At 55.0% G+C, this 18234-nt stretch carries 10 protein-coding genes and 1 pseudogene; 8 read left to right on the forward strand and 3 right to left on the reverse strand.

Translation table 11 applies throughout. The features are described 5' to 3' along the window. Positions 1–8 precede the first annotated feature (8 nt). The 6 genes and pseudogenes from ACFPPD_RS22870 to ACFPPD_RS22895 form a co-directional block, all read left to right on the forward strand. Positions 9–839, forward strand: coding sequence for a phosphogluconate dehydrogenase C-terminal domain-containing protein (locus ACFPPD_RS22870; RefSeq protein WP_209745823.1), 831 nt, complete (start codon positions 9–11; stop codon positions 837–839). Beyond that, a complete protein-coding gene (locus ACFPPD_RS22875) occupies positions 836–1609 on the forward strand; it encodes an amidohydrolase family protein (RefSeq protein ID WP_209745826.1) in 774 nt (257 codons plus the stop codon). The genes ACFPPD_RS22870 and ACFPPD_RS22875 overlap by 4 nt, the downstream gene beginning before the upstream one ends. Continuing rightward, positions 1609–2676, forward strand: a complete 1068-nt coding sequence (locus tag ACFPPD_RS22880) for a Gfo/Idh/MocA family protein (protein ID WP_209745829.1) — start codon at positions 1609–1611, stop codon at positions 2674–2676. Before ACFPPD_RS22875 ends, ACFPPD_RS22880 begins: the two co-directional genes overlap by 1 nt. Further along, entirely contained in the window at positions 2673–4286 is a 1614-nt protein-coding gene (locus ACFPPD_RS22885; protein ID WP_209745832.1) for a glycoside hydrolase family 140 protein, read from the forward strand. Before ACFPPD_RS22880 ends, ACFPPD_RS22885 begins: the two co-directional genes overlap by 4 nt. 12 nt (positions 4287–4298) lie before the next feature. Then, the gene (locus ACFPPD_RS22890; RefSeq protein WP_209745834.1) at positions 4299–5135 is read left to right on the forward strand and encodes an aldo/keto reductase; all 837 of its coding nucleotides are present in this window, start codon (positions 4299–4301) and stop codon (positions 5133–5135) included. A gap of 498 nt (positions 5136–5633) precedes the next feature. Beyond that, positions 5634–7934: pseudogene (locus tag ACFPPD_RS22895) on the forward strand (WD40/YVTN/BNR-like repeat-containing protein); the annotation flags it as partial. Positions 7935–8068: 134 nt separating this feature from the next. Here the strand turns inward: ACFPPD_RS22895 and ACFPPD_RS22900 are convergent. The 3 genes from ACFPPD_RS22900 to ACFPPD_RS22910 form a co-directional block, all read right to left on the reverse strand. Beyond that, positions 8069–9883, reverse strand: coding sequence for a glycoside hydrolase family 43 protein (locus tag ACFPPD_RS22900; protein WP_209745837.1), 1815 nt, complete (start codon positions 9881–9883; stop codon positions 8069–8071). 167 nt (positions 9884–10050) lie between these two features. Continuing rightward, positions 10051–11214 carry an FAD-dependent monooxygenase gene (locus ACFPPD_RS22905; protein WP_209745839.1) on the reverse strand — a complete coding sequence of 388 codons (1164 nt, stop codon included), beginning with the start codon at positions 11212–11214 and terminating at the stop codon, positions 10051–10053. Positions 11215–11259: 45 nt separating this feature from the next. Then, positions 11260–11874: a TetR/AcrR family transcriptional regulator gene (locus tag ACFPPD_RS22910; protein ID WP_209745841.1), complete on the reverse strand. Its 615-nt coding sequence runs from the start codon at positions 11872–11874 to the stop codon at positions 11260–11262. Positions 11875–12188: 314 nt separating this feature from the next. Between ACFPPD_RS22910 and ACFPPD_RS22915 the strand changes: the two genes are divergently transcribed. After that, entirely contained in the window at positions 12189–12701 is a 513-nt protein-coding gene (locus ACFPPD_RS22915; protein ID WP_209745976.1) for a DUF402 domain-containing protein, read from the forward strand. Positions 12702–12807: 106 nt separating this feature from the next. Continuing rightward, a complete protein-coding gene (locus tag ACFPPD_RS22920) occupies positions 12808–18216 on the forward strand; it encodes a LamG-like jellyroll fold domain-containing protein (protein WP_209745843.1) in 5409 nt (1802 codons plus the stop codon). Positions 18217–18234 lie beyond the last annotated feature (18 nt).

Genomic DNA, 18234 nt, shown 5'->3' on the forward strand with positions numbered 1-18234 from the left:
ATGTCGAAATGAAAATCGCTATCGTAGGCGCGGGCGGCAAAATGGGATGCAGAATTACCGATAACCTGCTGCAATACGGCCAATATGAAATGTTCTATGTAGAAACGGGAGAACGTGGTTTGCACCATTTGGAAGTGCGGGGTTTGCGCGCTACGCCGTTGGCCGAGGCGGTCACGGGCACGGATGCCGTCATTCTGGCCGTGCCCGATGTCGCGATCAGAGCCGTATCCGCGATGATTGTTCCAGATATGATGAAGTCTGGATCTATGCTGATCGTGCTTGATCCGGCTGCCGCCTATTTGGGACATTTGCCGGAACGTGCCGATGTGGCTTATTTTGTTGCCCATCCATGCCACCCGCCGATTTTTAATGATGAGATGGGACCGGAAGCGATAAAGGATTATTTCGGCGGAATTGCCGCTAAACAGGCTGTCGTATGCGCGCTGATGCAAGGTCCCGAAGAGGATTATGCGAAAGGCGAATCGATTGTGAGCGCCATGTATGCGCCCATTCTCAGAGTGCATCGTATCACCGTCGAACAGATGGCGATATTGGAACCGACCATGGCTGAAACGATAGGTGCTGCTGTGGCGGTCTTCCTGAAGGACGCCATGGATGAAGCGGTTAAGCGCGGAGTGCCGCATGACGCCGCTCGCGATTTTATGCTGGGGCATCTTCGGATCGAGCTCGCTATTGCGTTCGGTGAAGCGGGCAATCCGTTCTCGGACGCTTGCAAGGTCGCCATGGAATACGGCCGCCAATATTGGCTGAATGACGATTGGAGATCGCTATTCGACCCCGACAATGTCAAACAACAAATCGAAGTGATGCTGCGATGATAATCGACGTTCATGCTCACCTGGGTTATGACCGCGTGTTCGATGAAGACTTCACGGAGCAAGAACAGTGGGAGAAGATCCGCCAATACGGAATCGATTTTACAATTCTTCAGCCGGCGTTGGTTCATACCGTGGAAGAAGTGCGCCATCAGCACGACGCGATTTACGAACTGTGCCGGAAACATCCCGACAAATTCGCCGGCATGGCGAATCCGAATCCTCATCTGCCGGATGCCGAGTATGAACGGGAAATCAGGCGGTGCGTGGAGGAGATGGGATTCGTGGGCATCAAAATTCATACTTCCGCGCATGGCGTTAATCCGATGGGCAGAGACGGCCTTCGCGTATTCGAGCTGGCCCGGACGTTGGGAGTGCCCGTTATGGTTCATACGGGGGCGGGTATTCCTTTCGCCAACCCCTCCCATCTGATCCCCGTTGCTCAGCAGTTTCCCGACGTGAAGATCGTCATTGCGCATTGCGGGATGATGGTGCTGGCCGGCGAAACGTATATCGCCATGAAGGATCATCCTAACCTTTATGCGGATATTACTTGGACGGGGGGCTTTCTCATTCGCCATTGGGTTCATGAGCTTGGAGCTCACCGTTTTCTATTCGGTACGGATCATGCGGATAATGCCGGAACGGAATTAGGGAAGGTGCGAACGAGCGGGTTGACTGAGGATGATCAGCAATGGATCCTTTACAAGTCCGCGCTTGGCGTTTACGATATCCCGTCTCATCCGGAAGCCGAGGGAAGGGCGATCGGCTGATGTGGAAGGTCGGATTAATCGGAACGGGCTACTGGTCGGAAAAGCATTTGAACGCATGGGCACGAATCGAGAATGTCGAAATAGCGGCACTATGCAATCGGACGCGCGGGAAGCTGGAGCAACGCGCCGGGCAATATTCCATCCCGCCGGATCGGCTGTATACGAGTGTGGAAGAAATGCTGCAGCGAGCCGACATCCACATTGTGGACATTGTGACGGGTCCCGAAACGCATCTCGAATTGGTAACGATGGCGGCAAAAGCCGGGAAACATATCCTATGCCAGAAACCGTTTGCGCTTTCCTTGGAAGAAGCGTACGAAATGGTTCGGATCACGCGCGATCACAATGTAAGGCTGATGGTGACCGAAAACTGGCGATGGCTGCAGCCGTTCCAAATCATCAAGCGCGCGATCAACGCCCGATCGTTGGGCCGGATTCACTCGGCGCGGTATGCTCACAGCGATTATTACACCCCCCGCATGATGCCGGATATTCCGATTCCCCAGCCTTTTTTCCGTTCCATGCCGAAGCTCTTATTTTATGAAATGGGGGCTCATTGGTTCGATACGTGGCGTTATCTGTTCGGCGAGCCTTCCCGGTTGTATGCCGAAACCCAAACGATCAGCCCTTATATCCAGGGGGAGGATGCCGGTGTGGTTATGCTCGGATACGATTCCGGCTTCTGCGGGGTGCTTGACGCAAGCTGGGCGACGAGACGGGAATCGGCAGGTAGGGTGCCCGGTGCTATAAGTGCCAACCATAAGGAAACGCTGATCATCGAGGGCGAGGAAGCGACGTTAAAGATGGACGTGTCGGGGAAAATTTCATTGATTGACCCGGATGGTCAGGAAACCGTACTCGCCGAAACGACCGATCTGGACCATGGAGCTAGCCATTACAGGCTTCAGAAGCATTTTATTGAGTGCTTGGATCACGAGCTTCCGTTTCAGACAAGCGGCGAGGACAACCTCCGAACGTTGGAGCTGATATTCGGGACGTATGAGAGCGCAAGGAATCATCAAGTGAAGGTATTGGGCGATTCGATCATGGGGGACAGCGGACGATGAGCAATCCGATGGAGCCAATAAACGTACCCGTTTGGTATGCGGCAGAGTGGACATTGACCGCTCGCGAGCCTTATATGAACGGGTATTTGGATGTTGATATTAAGGTTCATATGACTTCTCCGTCAGGTTGTCTCTATGAGGGAGAAGCATTTTGGAATGGGGAGAAGGAGTGGGTTGTTCGATTTGCTCCTAATGAAGCCGGCAGGTGGACTTGGAGTACCGAATGCTCGAATGAAATCGACCTCGGCCTGCATCAGCGACATGGAGAATTTACGGCTTATATAGAGGATACGGATAATCCGATTCACCGGCATGGTTTTATCGGCGTTGACGAAAGCCGTCGGGGGTTCATGCACGAGGACGGAACCCCGTTCTTCTGGTTGGGCGATACCGCTTGGGCGGCGACGGCCCATGCCCAGCCGGATGAATGGGCGGACTACGTTCGATATCGTTCCGGACAAGGATATAATATCGTCCAGCTTAACGCGTTGCCGCAGTGTGACGCATCGGATTACGCCTACCGTCATCCGTTCGATCAACCGGCGGGCGCTTATGATCTGGGCCGGCTTCAGCCCTCCTATTTCAAGGTGATGGATGAACTAGTAAGGGAAGCGTCACTAGCGGGAATGATCTGCGCCATTGTCATTCTATGGTACAATTATGTTCCCAATGCTAGACCGGCAGAAGTGGTAGAGAGGCATTGTTTCGACCCTCGGATGGCCGATAGATTCGGACGTTATCTCGCCTCGCGATATGCGGCGTATGGATGCGTATGGATCATCTCGGGGGATACGGACTTTCAGGATGAAGAAGTGATTGCCGTGTATGATGCTGCGGCTATGGGAGTGGAGAAAGCCTCTTATTATCCCGCAATAAAAACCGCACATCTTCACGGAGGCACGCACACGCCGGACAATCTCAATGCGAAGGAATGGCTGGATTTTCATATGCTCCAATCTTGCCATGTACGGCACAGCGCGGAGATCGCCATGAAATATGCCGAACTGAACCGCAAATATAGTCCCGTCAGGCCTGTGCTCAATGGCGAACCGTGTTATGATCTATTAAAGGTGCTGGATGAGAAGGAAAAAGACACGTATTTCGATCGAGCTGCCGTTCGCAGAGTCCTATGGATGAGCGTCTTGGGCGGCGGCAATGCCGGAATCACTTATGGCGCGCATGGCGTGTGGCCATGGCATCAATCAGGCGCCAATTATAAATATATGGAGTATGGAGCCCCTGTCCCTTGGCGGGAGGCAATGTTATTGGAGAGCGGCATGGATGCGGCCAGGATCAAGAAGTCCATGGGAAGTATTCGTTGGTGGCTGCTTGAACCGTTGAACGGACTCTTATTAGAAGCCGAGGCGGAAAATGTGAATGTGATTGCCGCGGCTGATCCGGGCAGACCCGTTCTGATCGCTTATGTATCGGAAAGAACGGATATTCGGGTGGACGGCTCTATGAACACCGGGATCTATTCCTGGGTCTGGCTGAATCCGGCGAATGGGGAAGAGGCTGCTGTCCATGCTTCGCCATCGGGCCTTCGGATCGAGTCCGCCCCGTGGACGGGTGACGCTGTTTTGAGAGGGATATTAACATTAGGTACATAGGGGGAAACGTGCATGGCAGTATCGATTTCAGATTTTACGGTTTTGAATAATGGCGTGAAAATGCCTTGGCTTGGGCTGGGCGTATGGCAAGGGCGGCCCGAGGATGGGGAACATGTTGAGAATGCGGTCAAAGCTGCCGTAAGCATCGGCTATCGCAGCATCGATACGGCAGCCGGATACGAGAACGAACCGGGGGTCGGCCGAGCCATCAAGGCTTGCGGCGTGCCGCGTGAAGAGATTTTCATAACGACGAAGGTCAAAAATCCCGATCAAGGGTACGAATCGACGCTGCAAGCTTTCGAAATCAGCCGGAAAAATCTCGACTTGGATTATATCGATCTCTTCTTGGTGCACTGGCCTGTAGCGGGAAAATTTAAGGAAACATGGAGAGCGCTCGAGAAGGTGTATGAAGAAGGTTTGGTTCGGGCGATCGGCGTCAGCAACTTTCAAATTCATCATCTAGAAGATCTCTTGTCGGAAGCTAAAGTGGTGCCTGCCGTCAACCAGATCGAGCTCCACCCGAGATTGAGTCAAGTAGAGCTGCGCCAATATTGCAAGAGCAAAGGCATTCAAGTGGAAGCGTGGAGTCCGCTTATGCTCGGACGGCTGCTCACCGATCGGACAGTGACGGAATTGGCTGCAGTCTATGGCAAGACGCCTGCGCAAATCATTCTCCGATGGGATTTGCAACACGGCATCATTACCATCCCGAAATCCGTAAGCGCTGATCGTATTGCCGAGAATGCGAATCTATTCGATTTTGAGCTTTCCGGGAACGACATGGCCAAGCTGGATGGATTGAACCTCAACGAGCGCAGCGGTCCCGATCCGGATCATTTCGATTTTTAAGGGCGGAATGTCCTTCACTAGTGTAAGCTCGGCTCCACCATAAAAACACTGACCGCATGCGGTCAGTGTTTTTATGGTGGAGCCGATAGGGAGCGCCCAGTCCGAAGGAGGACAATGGGGGTTCGAACGCGCGGAAGACTGCGAAGCAGTCAGAGCACGCAATTCAATTTAACCTAGAAGAACGTCTTCGCAGAATCCTCTACTTTAGCAACTTTAATCAAGAATTGGATACTCCCTCGCCTCCACCAACCTTATCAGAAGAGACACATCAAGGAATCCAACATTATTTTACATCTAATAAGTGGATGATTTTTCCACTAATTATCAAGGTGGGGAAGTCGCCTTGTTTATGATATTTTGAAAGCGTATTCATAAAATGAAGAGGAGGTGATAAGCGACCAGGTTTTTTGGAACCGGAGTCGAGAGAAACCGGATGGGCGACGGACCTGAACCGCTCCCATCGCAGAGAAATACCAATCCATAAGGAGGTATGATTGTATGAGAAAGTTGTTCAACCGAATGTTCGTTTATACGCTGGCGGCCGTTATGATCGGCTCGTTCATGATCGGCGCGCCCTCGAAGACGGAAGCGGCGGGCAGCCAGGCCTATGCTTGGCGCAACGTCGTCACGGGCGCCGGCGGCGGATTTGTTCCGGGAATCATCTATAACGCCACGGAACCGAATTTGATCTATGCCCGCACGGATATCGGCGGAGCATACCGCTGGAATCCCGCCAACAGTAGCTGGATTCCGCTGCTCGACTTCGTCGGATGGGACGATTGGGGGAAAACCGGCGTCGACGCTCTGGCTACCGACCCTGTCGATCCGAACCGCGTCTATATCGCTGCCGGCACCTACACGAACGAATGGGATCCGAACTACGGGTATATTATGCGTTCGACCGACAGGGGGGACACCTGGCAGGCGACGCAGCTGCCCTTCAAGGTCGGCGGCAACATGCCGGGCCGGTCGATCGGCGAACGTCTGGTTATCGATCCGAACAAGAACAGCATCCTTTACTTCGGGGCTCGCAGCGGCAATGGTCTGTGGAAGAGCGCGGACTACGGAGTTACTTGGAGCAAGGTGACCAGCTTCCCGAACCCCGGGAACTACGTCCAAGACCCATCCAACTCGTATCAAGGCGATATTTTCGGACTGGCCTGGATCACGTTCGACAAGAGCACCGGCACGTCGGGCAACGCCACGCAAACCATCTACGCCGGGGTGGGGGATAAGGGAACGAGCATTTACCGCAGCACCGACGGCGGCGCTACTTGGTCGGCGGTTCCCGGCCAGCCTACCGGTTATTTGCCGCATCATGGCGTACTCTCGAACGGCAATCTCTACATCTCCTACAGTGATGGTATCGGTCCGTATGACGGGACGAAAGGCGACCTGTGGAAGTTCAACACGGCGAACGGGGCATGGACGAACATCAGCCCGGTGCCGAGCAGCAGCAGCGACAACTATTACGGCTACGGCGGCCTTGCCGTCGACGCCCAGCATCCGGACACGATCATGGTTGCCAGCTTGAACTCCTGGTGGCCGGACGCGATTCTATTCCGAAGCACCGACGCAGGCGCGACCTGGACCCGAATATGGGACTGGGCCCGGTATCCGAATCGAACTTTCAGGTACACGCAGGATATTTCGGCCGCCCCTTGGCTTGATCTCGAAGCCGTTTACGATGCAAGATCGCCAGAAGTGGCTCCAAAGCTGGGCTGGATGATCGGCGATCTGGAAATCGATCCGTTCAACTCGGACCGCATGATGTATGGTACGGGCGCTACCATATATGGAACGAACAATCTCACGACATGGGACAGCGGCGGCAAAATCAATATTACCGTCATGGCCAAAGGTCTTGAGGAGATGGCCGTCATCGATCTGATCAGCCCGCCGTCCGGCGCGCCTCTGATCAGCGCGGTAGGAGACGTTTCCGGTTTCCGGCACGACGACGTTACCGTCGCCCCCGCCAAAATACTGGCCAACCCGAGCAGCACGACCAGCCTCGATTATGCGGAGCTGAAGCCGAGTTATATGGCGCGTGTCGGTAAGGCGGATTACGCTGCCAATTCGCGGGCCAAATCTATCGCGCTCTCCAGCGACGGCGGATCCACCTGGTCGAACCCGAGCGCGGAGCCGAGCGGTACGACAGGCGGGGGCAACATCGCAGTGGCGGCGGATGGCAGCTCCTTGGTGTGGAGTACGCCGGATGTGGGCGTGTTCTACTCGAAATCGGGAGGAAAATCCTGGGCGGCCAGCACCGGCGTACCCGCGGGAGCGAAGGTCGCTGCCGACCGCGTGAACAAGAGCAAATTCTACGCCTTATCGGCCGGCAAATTCTATGTCAGCACCGATGGAGGCACTGCCTTCACCCAGACGACGGCCGCCGGCTTACCGACCGCAGGCGCCCTCAACTTCAAAGCGATGCCGGGCGTCGAAGGCGATATTTGGCTTGCGGGCGGCAATGAAACAAGCGGCGTATACGGCTTGTGGCACTCGACCAACTCCGGGGCATCGTTTACCAAGCTGGCGAACGTCCAGGAGGCCGATGTCGTCGGCTTCGGCAAAGCGGCGCCAGGGCAAACGTACATGGCTTTGTATGTATCGGCGAAGATCGATAACGTGCGCGGCATCTACCGCTCTGACGACGCGGGAGCAACATGGGTGCGGATCAACGACAACCAGCACCAATACGGCGTTACCAACAGCGCCATCACGGGCGATCCGCGAATTTACGGCCGAGTCTATATCGGGACCAACGGTCGAGGCATCATCTACGGAGACCCCGCAGGCAATCCTTGAACAACTCGTAAGTCGTAATGTCAAGGTGGCATCGCGTACAAACGCTCCTCGTCCCAATTGGACGAAGAGCGTTTTTTTGTTATAAGCTGGGGAGCGTTTTGCCGCCCCGTTTACGCGGGCATCCGCTACAGCTGCACCTGCCGCATCAGCCCATCTTCGCCGAAGGCGAGCGGGTCTATGCAGACTTCGCGATGATAGCCTTTTCCTTGCGTAAACCGGGTCAGCGGCGTGACGAACCGGTGATAAGCTATCCAATACTTATCGGAGCCGGGCTCTTGGAGAATCGAATGATGACCGGTGCCGAGCATATCCTTTTCCTTATTTTTGACAAGAACCGGGTAACGGTAAGTGATCGGTCCGTAAAGATGTTCCGACGTGCCATAGTTCACGCGATAATCCTCGCTGCCGGTGTCGTCGCAGGACCAAGTGAAGTGATAAAGCCCCCCGCGCCTCAGAACGGTGACCGCCTCCCGGAAGTCGTGCAGGCCGGCAAGATTTTTCATCGTATCCTCAGTTACGTTTACCATATCTTCGCTGAGCTGTACGATTGCAGGATGCGCATTTCCGAACAACAGGTAAGCCGTACCGTCATCCTCGAAAAAGACCGATGGGTCAATAGCCTGTCCCATGGCGATACCAAGTCGATTCGTCTGTTCCATGGTAATAAGCGGCTGCGGCTGCGCACGGAACGGGCCCGCCGGAGTCTCGGCCACCGCAACGCCTATGGCGCTCTCTCCGCTTTCCATTTTGCCGCAGAAATAATAGTAATACTTACCGTTTTTGCTGGCGATGGCTGGAGCCCATGCGCTGCCGACGGCCCACGGCACATCTTCCGTCGCAAGATCCAAAATCACGCCTTCGTCTCTCCAGATACGCATGTCAGCCGAAGAAAACGCATGAAATCGCGTACCCGACCAGCCCGTGAAACCATCGGTTGTCGGATAAAGGTAATAGCGGTCGCCGAACTTCACAAGATCCGGATCTGCGAATTGCCCAGGTAACACCTGATGGCCGTCTCCGAACGCCGCCAGAAGTCGGCTGCACTCAGCAGCGGTAATAGGGAGGACACCCCCGTGACGTTTCTTGGTTTTCCCCAAATCGAACGACCCATCCGGCAGAACCTTGAATTCACCGCTTTCAAGGTCGGAGGTCAGTAGAGGGAGGTAGCCCTTTCCTTCCGCAAAGCGATCCACGATAAGGCACCATTCCTCGCGGTCGTTGAGCTTGTAAATTTGCGGGCCTTCCACGCCTAACAATTCCTCCAAAACCGGAACGTGCAGAGGGGTAAATGAGTCTTTTTCCAGCGATGCGCCTTTTTCAACCCGGATATTCTTAGTCGTTTCATCCTTGGAATAACGGTAGTAGGTGCCGTTGTGGGCAATGATCGTGGTGTCGATGATGTGGTTTTCTCGTTCAATATACTTTTCCGTCGCTGTGAAGCTGCGGAAATCCTTGGTGCGGGCGCTATATATTTTTTGTTTCCGCTCTTCTTCCTGCGACTCCTGCGTCGCGGAAGCCCAAAACACCAAGAAATCGTCCGAGGCTTCGTCATATATCGCCTCCGGCGCCCAGACGCAGCCGGCTCCAGGTACTCCAAGCGTAACGGCCCACGGAGAAGACCACTGCACCAGGTCGGCGGATTCCCATACGATCATGTCGCGGCTTCCTTCATTCTGCGCAGCGGACCAGCCCTTTCCGTTTGCAATGCAAAGATCCGTAGCAATCAGATAAAACTTGTCCTCCTTGGGCGAGCGCACTAAGAACGGATCCCTTACGCCCTTTTCCCCCAATTCGGAACGCAGAACCGGTAAGCCCGCGTTCAGGTCTTTCCAATGCAGGCCGTCCTCGCTGTAAGAGAAATAGACCTGCTCGCCGTCAGGCTGTTCCCCGATAAAATGCACCAATAGATAACCCGAATATCTGCCATGATGTACTGACAAAATAAGCCCTCCTTACTGCAATCAAGTTGCATAAGAATAGAATACTCCCCTCGCCTCCACCATGTAAATCCACAACCGCATGAGGTTGTGGATTTTGCTTTGGCGAATAAAAAACCGCGACCCAAGAAACCGCCACGAAGTAGTCGGTTTCGTATGGGGCGCACAGTTTACCCATTTATGTTCTCCAGGTTAACATTGTACAGAAACTCAAGCTGCTTCTTCATGAATATGCTTGGAATCAGGGGGAAAAGCGCGTTGCGCAAGGCGACGGGCAGGCGCCCATCGAGCTGGGCAGCGCGTCCGATACGGCTCGACATCCGGGCGATCGTTCCGGTTCGCTTCACGCGGTCGCGATCGAATCCTCTCAATGCGCTCGGAACATCCGATTCTCTTCTCATATGCTCTGCGAGGAACAAAGCATCTTCAATCGCTTGGCCGGCGCCTTGCGCCAAGTTGGGCGTCATAGCGTGCGCGGCATCGCCGATCAATACGGCGCGACCGTAACCAAACTTGGAGATCGGCGGCAAATATTCAATATCGTGATGCAGCGGCCGCGCATGGCGCGAAAGCTCTAGCAGCTCTGGGATAGGTCGATGATATCCCTTAAACCTCTTGGCCAAGTCCGTCACCGTTACCCGTTTCATATCGGAGTCGGCGAAGGGGGCGTTCACGCAGGCGTACCAATAGATGCGGTTGCCCGTAAGCGGGACGATGCCGAATCGTCCATCCCGGCCCCATGTTTCCGATAATAGATCCGGGTCATGACGGATTGAGGCATCCGTATCGACAACCGCACGCCAACAGGTATATCCGGAATATCGCAGCCGCGCATCCGGAAGCAGGGCCTGCCGGATGGCGGATCGGATTCCGTCCGCTCCCACCAGCAAGTCGCCTTCCTCCGCCGATCCGTCTTCGAACCATACTTTTACGCCGTTCGCATCCTGCTCGAATCTTGTACAGACTTTCCCGGTCTTGACGATGTCCCCCGGTTCCAAAGCATTCATCAGCAAGCTTAGCAGCTCCGCCCTGTCTACATTCATTTGATTCGGACCGTACTTATCCGCGAGCTCGTCCGTCGCCGTACGGCTCAGCTGCTTCCCCTGCTTCGAGAGGATAAGAATCTGCTTCATGGGCCTGCCGATCCGCTGAAGTGGTTTCTCTAATCCGAGCATTTGTAGCGCCCGCACCGCATTGGCTCCGATACCGAGTCCGGCCCCGCTGAACCGCACCTCCGGCTTGCTCTCATAGACGCTGACATTCCATCCGATTCCGCGCATGGCGATCGCAGCGCTTAAGCCGCCAATGCCTGCGCCAACGATGATGACCTTCATGAGGACATCAACCGCCTCTCCATTATTAATCTGTTCCTGCATCTTCTACTTGCGAAATTCCTTACGCCCATCATCCGACAAGCTTCCCTCCAACAAGATCGAGAAGACGTGTTGAAACATATCCGTGAACGTATAAGATGTCCCTGTCATGAACTGCGGATGTTCCAAATGCTGCAGCGCGTTCAGCAGCAGATTCGCGATAATTACGGGCGGAATGTCCTTACGAAAATAGCCATCGCGCGCTCCCTGCTCGAATAATCGGATCAGATTGCCGGTGATAATCCCCTTACGGCGTTCTTCCAACCGTTCATAAGCCTCCGGGGCGGCCCGCTGCATGTCCTCGATAGCCGATACCTGAACGGAAGCGAACCGCTGGCGGACAATCAGGAGGAATGCCTGAATTTTTTGGGTAATATTCATGCCCGGGTCCATGGCGATCTTATCGATCTCTTGCTCGAAACTCGAATAGAAATCATCGATAACGGCGTTCAACAGCTCCTCCTTGCTCTGGAAATACTTATAAAGCGTCGACTTGCTCATCTTGAGCTCCGAAGCGAACTGCGCGATCGATACGTGAGAGTACCCGCTTGTCGCAAACTTACGGCTTGCATACTGCAGAATTCGCCGCCTTGCTTTGTCATCCGAATTCTGTTGATTCATCGTCGGCCTCCCGTGCAATTCCTCGCGGTACTATAAGTTCTAATGCGGTACTATGGTTACGATCCTATTCCTAACTTCTGCTTTTGTCAAATGTCCGCAAGTTCGCGCGGCCGTAACGAGAGAGTCAACTCGCGTATGGTACAATTGACTCAAGAGGCTTCCAGTAATCCCGTGGAGGCCGGGAAAGCGGCGCGATATTAAGGTTGTGCGGAGGTTAACCAGGATAATGGTTAGAAGTCTTAAAGGGATGGTTCAATGAGCACCAAGCGCTCAAGTACGGAAATCGCCTCCATTACGAATGGGACACCGTTTTACTGGAACGATCGGCCTCTCATATCTTCGTACTAGGCGAATATGGCAGGAAGCTGCACCATCATACCAAGGAGAAGATTTTTACTGTTGAGAACTGGACCATCGAATTCTTCTCGTTCGATTCGTGGTTTACCGTAAGCGTGGATGTGAGGAACGGGAAAATTCAGCAGTACTATTGCAACATCAACGAGCCCGCCAAAATTGAGGGTAACACCGTTTCTTTCGTCGATCTGGACCTAGACCTTATCCAAAGAAACGGGGAATGGATGGTCGTCGATGAAGATGAGTTTGAAAGGAATTCGGTTAAGTTCTCTTACCCGGATCCGCTCATCCAGAGGGCCAAGCTTGAATTGGCAAGCTTGCAAGCTCGCATCCATAACAAGGAGTTCCCTTTCGAAGGGTCGCTCGAACGCTTCATTGATCGAATTCCAACTAACGACACATCATGGACTTCGATTCGACCGGTTGCATCTATCCAGTTTCTGCCTACTGAACATATTCAACCTAGTGCTTAATTTTCCCGCATTACAATGCGAATCCCTTTCTCCTATAATAACCTCAAGGCTGGCTGAGCACGCTTACAAATGCTCAAGACCAAGCAAGAGAGGGAGGCGCAACATAATGGGAAGATGGACAAGACCCTGGTTGGCGAAGCTTCTGATCATCGCGATTGTGGCATCCGCATTGCCGATCGGCGTCCACGCAGAGGGGAGCAACGGTGTAACCGTTCCTGCTCCACTGTACAGCTGGGGCTTCAACAACGGCGAAGTACAAGGTTCGACGGTGGCAAACAACGCGAACATGAACGACAGCGAATCGGTTGCCGCCTTGCGCGGAAACGCTGCGGTGATGAACGACGAACAACGCGGCGAAGTGCTTTCCTTGCCGGGAGGAGCTGCCGGAGGCGGCTGGTTATCGCTGCCCAACGATTTGTACAGCCAGGTCACGGACCAACTGACCGTCGCGATGTGGCTGAAGGTGCCAACGGGAGCGACTCCGTACACCAGGCTGCTATCTTCGACTTTGGCGGAGAAGGGACTTACGTACAACGGGTCCAGCAACAGCTGGAACGACCCAGAATTCTCGATCGTTACGGGCGGCGAAACGTACAATCATCGGATCTTCATCGGGACTTCCCCGACATCCGCAGCCGCGTACAAAGGGGATGTCGCATGGCCGGCCCAACTCGCGAAAGACCGGTGGCAGCATCTTATCGTATCCATGAATAAAACAGACGGGTCATATCGCGTATACTTGGACGGCAGTCCGACCGGGTCGAGCGGGCTCGTGAGCGGTAACAGCACGGCTGGCGCGACCGTGAACTCCGTCGTGCAAGCATTTTTTGACCGGCCTTATTTGGATGCGCTTACACATAACGACTTCGGAAGGTCGTTATATCAGTCCGACCCGGATATGACCGGCAAGTTCGATGACATTCAGCTCTATAACGCGGCGCTCTCCGCCGAACAAGCCGGCTTGCTGTACCATTCCTACGACAATTCCGATCTCGACAAATACGTTGCCTATCATTATTCCTTCGAGCAAGCGGAAGGGTCGGTCGTGCGCAATGAAGTGACGGGCAGTCCGGATGCCCAGCTTGGCAGCACGGCTGCCGTCGTCGACGACTCGGACCGCGGCGGCAAAGTGCTGAACCTTCCGGGAGGCGCGGCGAACGGGGGGAGCTGGCTTACGCTTCCCGGCAATCTATTCGCCGGCGTCAACGGAACGAACGGGTTCGCGATTTCCCTCTGGCTGAAGGTGCCGATGAATCAGAATGCGAGCTATACGAGACTGTTCTCCGCAAGCCCGCATCCGCTGGGAGCGTCGTTCTCCGGGGCCAGTTGGTGGACGGATCCCGAGCTTGCCCTCGTCAGAGGCGGCGGCGATTACAATATGAGGCTGTTCGCGGGTATCGCGGCGAATGGCGCGGCAACGGACGGCGTCGACATCGTCTACCAGGATTCCTTCAAGGCGGATCAATGGCAGCATCTCGTAATGACGATGAAGAATGATGCCTACGCCGTCTATCTGGATGGCCGCCGAATCGCCGATGTGAACAGTGCCGTGATCAAACGGTTCGGATCGACCAACATCTCCTCCGTCTTGCCCAAGTTTTTCGATAGCGCGTATTTGCAGCAACTGGTCCATGCTGCGATCGGGCGATCCCTATACGCGTCGGACGGAAATTTCACGGGAAAAATCGACGATTTCAAATTCTATACCCGGTACTTGACGGAAGAGGACGTCGCGAAAATGACGGGAATCGGAGATCCCGCCGAGCTGATCGCCCTCCTGAACCAAGCGGAGAGCATCGAGCAGGGAGATTATTCGGACGCATCCTTCCAGTATTTGCAGTCGGTTATCGCGGAAGCGGAAGCGCTGCTTGCCGATAACAAAGCTTCCCAAGGACAGATCGACCAGATGCTCAAGAAGCTTCAGAGCGCCATAGACAATCTGAAGAGTCCGCTGCCGGAAGGAATCGCGCCCGATTACTACTACACCTTCGATCAGGCTCCTAACGCCGACCGAGGGGTGTTAAACGAGAAACCCGGCGGGACTTATGATGCCAAGCTGGAGAGCGGAGCCGGCGTCATCTCGGACGCCGAAAGGGGTTCCGTCCTGAATTTGCCCGGGGGACCGAACGGCGGGGGAGGATGGCTGGGCCTTCCGGCAGATCTGTTCGAAAACGTGGCGGCGACCGGCGGATTCACCGTGGCGATGTGGGCCAAGCTGCCGAACGACGTTCACGGCTGGTCTCGGTTATTCGATGCGGGATCGGCGAATTACGGCTCGAATCAGGCACCTTTCATATATGTGGCGTCCCAGAACGGAAGCGAGGTCAATACGGGGGACGGCAAGCAATATATGAACGGGTATGGGATCCCCAAGAATGATTGGGTCCATGTGGCCTATTCGATCCAGGATGGCCGGCAGACGATTTACGTCAACGGCTCGCCCGTACAATCCATGGACGCGGACAATCGCATCTTCGCTCTGGCGAGTGCGTTTACGAAAAACGCCATCGGACGCTCCCGTTTCACCGCGGATCCGGATTTGAAAGCGAAAATCGACGACGTCATGATTTTCAAAACGGCCCTGCGCTCCGACCAAGTGCTGAAGCTTGTCGGCGACGGATACAATGCGACGTTAGCCGGCATTCGGATCCAGGACCGCTTCATCCCGGCGACTCCTAACGAGACGGCGTTGTATGATCCGGTTTCCGACGTGTCCCAAATCCCGGCGCCGGAGCTTATCGTTCCGCAGCCTGCGATTCCTCAGGCAACGGCCGTGGTGCGGAAGGCCGGCACCTTCAACTACCGGATCGAAGTGACCTCTTCGAACGGCAAGGCGAAGGCTGCCTATGATTTGTTCTTCACGGACCCGGCCAAGGGAGCGATCGCCAACTTCTATATGGACCGGTCGAACGGACCGATCATGCACGGCGCTTCCGGTTTCCTCTATGGGATCAGCGAGCCCAACGTGCCTACGCTCGATCTGTTGACGCCGTTGAAGCCCAAGGTCGTCGTTCAGAAAGCGCCCGGCGGTCTTCAGCATCCGACGGGAGACGGCGTTCGGGTATCGGACACCGTCCTGGAAGCGGGCGCGGAACAGATCCAAATTTACATTCAGGATATGTATTACCAGTGGCCTTATGAATTTAAGGGACTAGACCAATACGAACAGTTGGCTGTCGAGACGGTACGCAAGATCAAGCAGCAGCGGAACAAGGACAAATACGTCTTCGTGCTGTTCAATGAGCCGGATCAAATCTGGTTCGGGGGCAATATGGATGCGGACGGTTTCTTCGCCGCCTGGAAGCGGTTGTACGACGCGGTCAAGGCGGAGGATCCCGAAGCCAGGGTCGCAGGTCCGAACTTGGCCGGCTACAACAAGAATGTCATGAACGGATTCATGCAATACTGCAAAACGAACGGATGCATCCCGGACGTCATGACGTGGCATGAGTTGGGGAACGGAGCAAACAACGGTTTCGAAGCGGACTGGGAGTCCCATTATGAGCATTACCGCGGGCTTGAAGCCGCCTACGGGATTCCGGCCAAACAAATCGTCATCAACGAATATTCCTGGTTCGAAGATCCGGGCGCGGCGGGAAGCATGATTCAGTGGCTGTCCCGGTTGGAGGCCAAGAAGGTGTACGGTTCGATCGCCTACTGGCATCTGGCCAATTCCCTGAACGAGCTGGCCGCGGACGCGAATAAGCCGAACGGGGCATGGTGGCTGTACAAATGGTATGCGGATATGTCCGGCGATACCGTCGATATCGAGACGACAAACGCCAAATTCGACGGACTTTACGGGCTCGCTTCCGTTGACAATGCCGAATCGCGGGCATACGCGCTGTTCGGAGGCCAGGACGGCGTCGCGACGGCATCCTTGCACCATTTGGCGAATACCGCAGCGTTCCAAGGCGCCGACAAGGTTCATGTGAAGCTGTACCGCACCAAATTTACCGGCTACTATGGAACGCTGGAATCGCCGCGGATCGAATTCGACGGCAACGTGGATCTCGTTCAAGGCAATCTGTCGATCACGGTTCAAGATGCGCATGCTTTGGACGGTTTCTATGCGATCGTGACTCCGGCTACGGATGAACCGTCCCGATCGATCGGCAGCTATGAGCGGGTATGGACGCGGACCTACGAAGCGGAACAAGCCCAATTGGCCGAAGGGGTCGCCATCGGGTACTGGGATGCGAGCCCCGTGTCCGACGGGAAATACGTAAGAGGACTCAGCTCGGAGTTCCGCACGGTCACCTATACCGTTGACGTTCCGCAATCCGGCGCCTACAAGCTCGAGGTCTTTTACGGGAACGAGGCTCCTCCGACGAACGGGAAAAACCGGGCGCAAGGACAGCTCGCCAAGCAGAAGCTGACGATCGACGGAAACGAGTACGGAGAGCTCGTCTATGATTCCACGGTTTTCGCCGACTACTTCAAGAGCAAAGCGCTCTATCTCGACTTGACGGCGGGCGTGCATACCCTGCAGTTCGGCAAGAGCGGGGGCGCCGACGCTACGCTGGATAAGGCGGACTTGACTTGGATCGGTCAAACGGGATCGAGAAGCGAGCCTGCTTACGTACTGGAGGCGGAGGAGGCGCAATACGGCGAAGGCTTCAGCTTTGCCCGTTCGAGAGCGGGGTTCCGCTCCGGCGGCTACGCGGAAGGCAGCGGCGAAATGGTATTTACGGCAGTCGTCAAAGAGAATGGCTATTACGATCTTGAGCTTGGCTATGCGGCGGATGAAGGAAGCATGGTTCATCTGTCCCAACGGATCGTGAAGCATCCTTCCGACGCCTCCGCGGAAGCCGTCCTCTCGACCGAATGGAGTCCGATGGACCGGATCAAATTGGACGCCTCCAAAGGGAAGATGACTTCGGCTCGCGGTCCGAAGCTGTATTTGACGGCCGGCGTCAATCTGATCAAGCTGGAAGTCGCTTCTCCCGCGGCCATCGACTACATGAAGCTGACGTGGGACGCGAAGACGACCGAAGAGCAGACGATCGTTGTCGAAGCCGAGCAAGCCAGTCTCTTCGGCACCGCCGCGATCCTGGACAATGCCAACGTTTCCGGCGGCAAGCTGGTGACGGGAATCGGGGAGAGCAAGGCGAACGGCATCACGATTACCGTGACCGTGCCGGAGAAGGGGAGCTACAAGCTGTCCATCGATTATTCGAACAACGAGCCGGCTCCCCCGATTGTGACCGCCGAGCATCCGACGGGATACATTCATCCTTACAACACGGACCTCGTGGAGCGGTACGCCCAAATCGCGGTGAATGACGGCACTTCGCAAACCATCTACTTCATCAATACCTTATCGTGGGATTCCACGCGAAATACGGTTGTCGACGTTACGCTTCGCAAAGGCGTGAACAAGATTACGCTGTATAACGACAACTCCTACCGTTTCAGCAATGTCGTGCAGTATGCGCCGAACTTCGATAAGTTTGGTGTCACGAAAGCCTACTTGGACGAGAAATCCTGGAGCAAACCCGGGAAGCCGAACTAAACGTATGAAAGCAAGAAA

The sequence above is a fragment of the Cohnella suwonensis genome, assembly GCF_042655365.1.
Lineage (GTDB): Bacteria > Bacillota > Bacilli > Paenibacillales > Paenibacillaceae > Cohnella > Cohnella suwonensis.

Bases quoted from the DNA above. Each gene is read 5' to 3' on its own strand.
- ACFPPD_RS22885 (WP_209745832.1), top strand. From the start codon at position 2,673: ATGAGCAATCCGATGGAGCCAATAAACGTACCCGTTTGGTATGCGGCA.
- ACFPPD_RS22890 (WP_209745834.1), top strand. From the start codon at position 4,299: ATGGCAGTATCGATTTCAGATTTTACGGTTTTGAATAATGGCGTGAAA.
- ACFPPD_RS22920 (WP_209745843.1), top strand. From the start codon at position 12,808: ATGGGAAGATGGACAAGACCCTGGTTGGCGAAGCTTCTGATCATCGCG.
- ACFPPD_RS22910 (WP_209745841.1), bottom strand. From the start codon at position 11,874: ATGAATCAACAGAATTCGGATGACAAAGCAAGGCGGCGAATTCTGCAG.
- ACFPPD_RS22905 (WP_209745839.1), bottom strand. From the start codon at position 11,214: ATGAAGGTCATCATCGTTGGCGCAGGCATTGGCGGCTTAAGCGCTGCG.
- ACFPPD_RS22875 (WP_209745826.1), top strand. From the start codon at position 836: ATGATAATCGACGTTCATGCTCACCTGGGTTATGACCGCGTGTTCGAT.
- ACFPPD_RS22880 (WP_209745829.1), top strand. From the start codon at position 1,609: ATGTGGAAGGTCGGATTAATCGGAACGGGCTACTGGTCGGAAAAGCAT.
- ACFPPD_RS22870 (WP_209745823.1), top strand. From the start codon at position 9: ATGAAAATCGCTATCGTAGGCGCGGGCGGCAAAATGGGATGCAGAATT.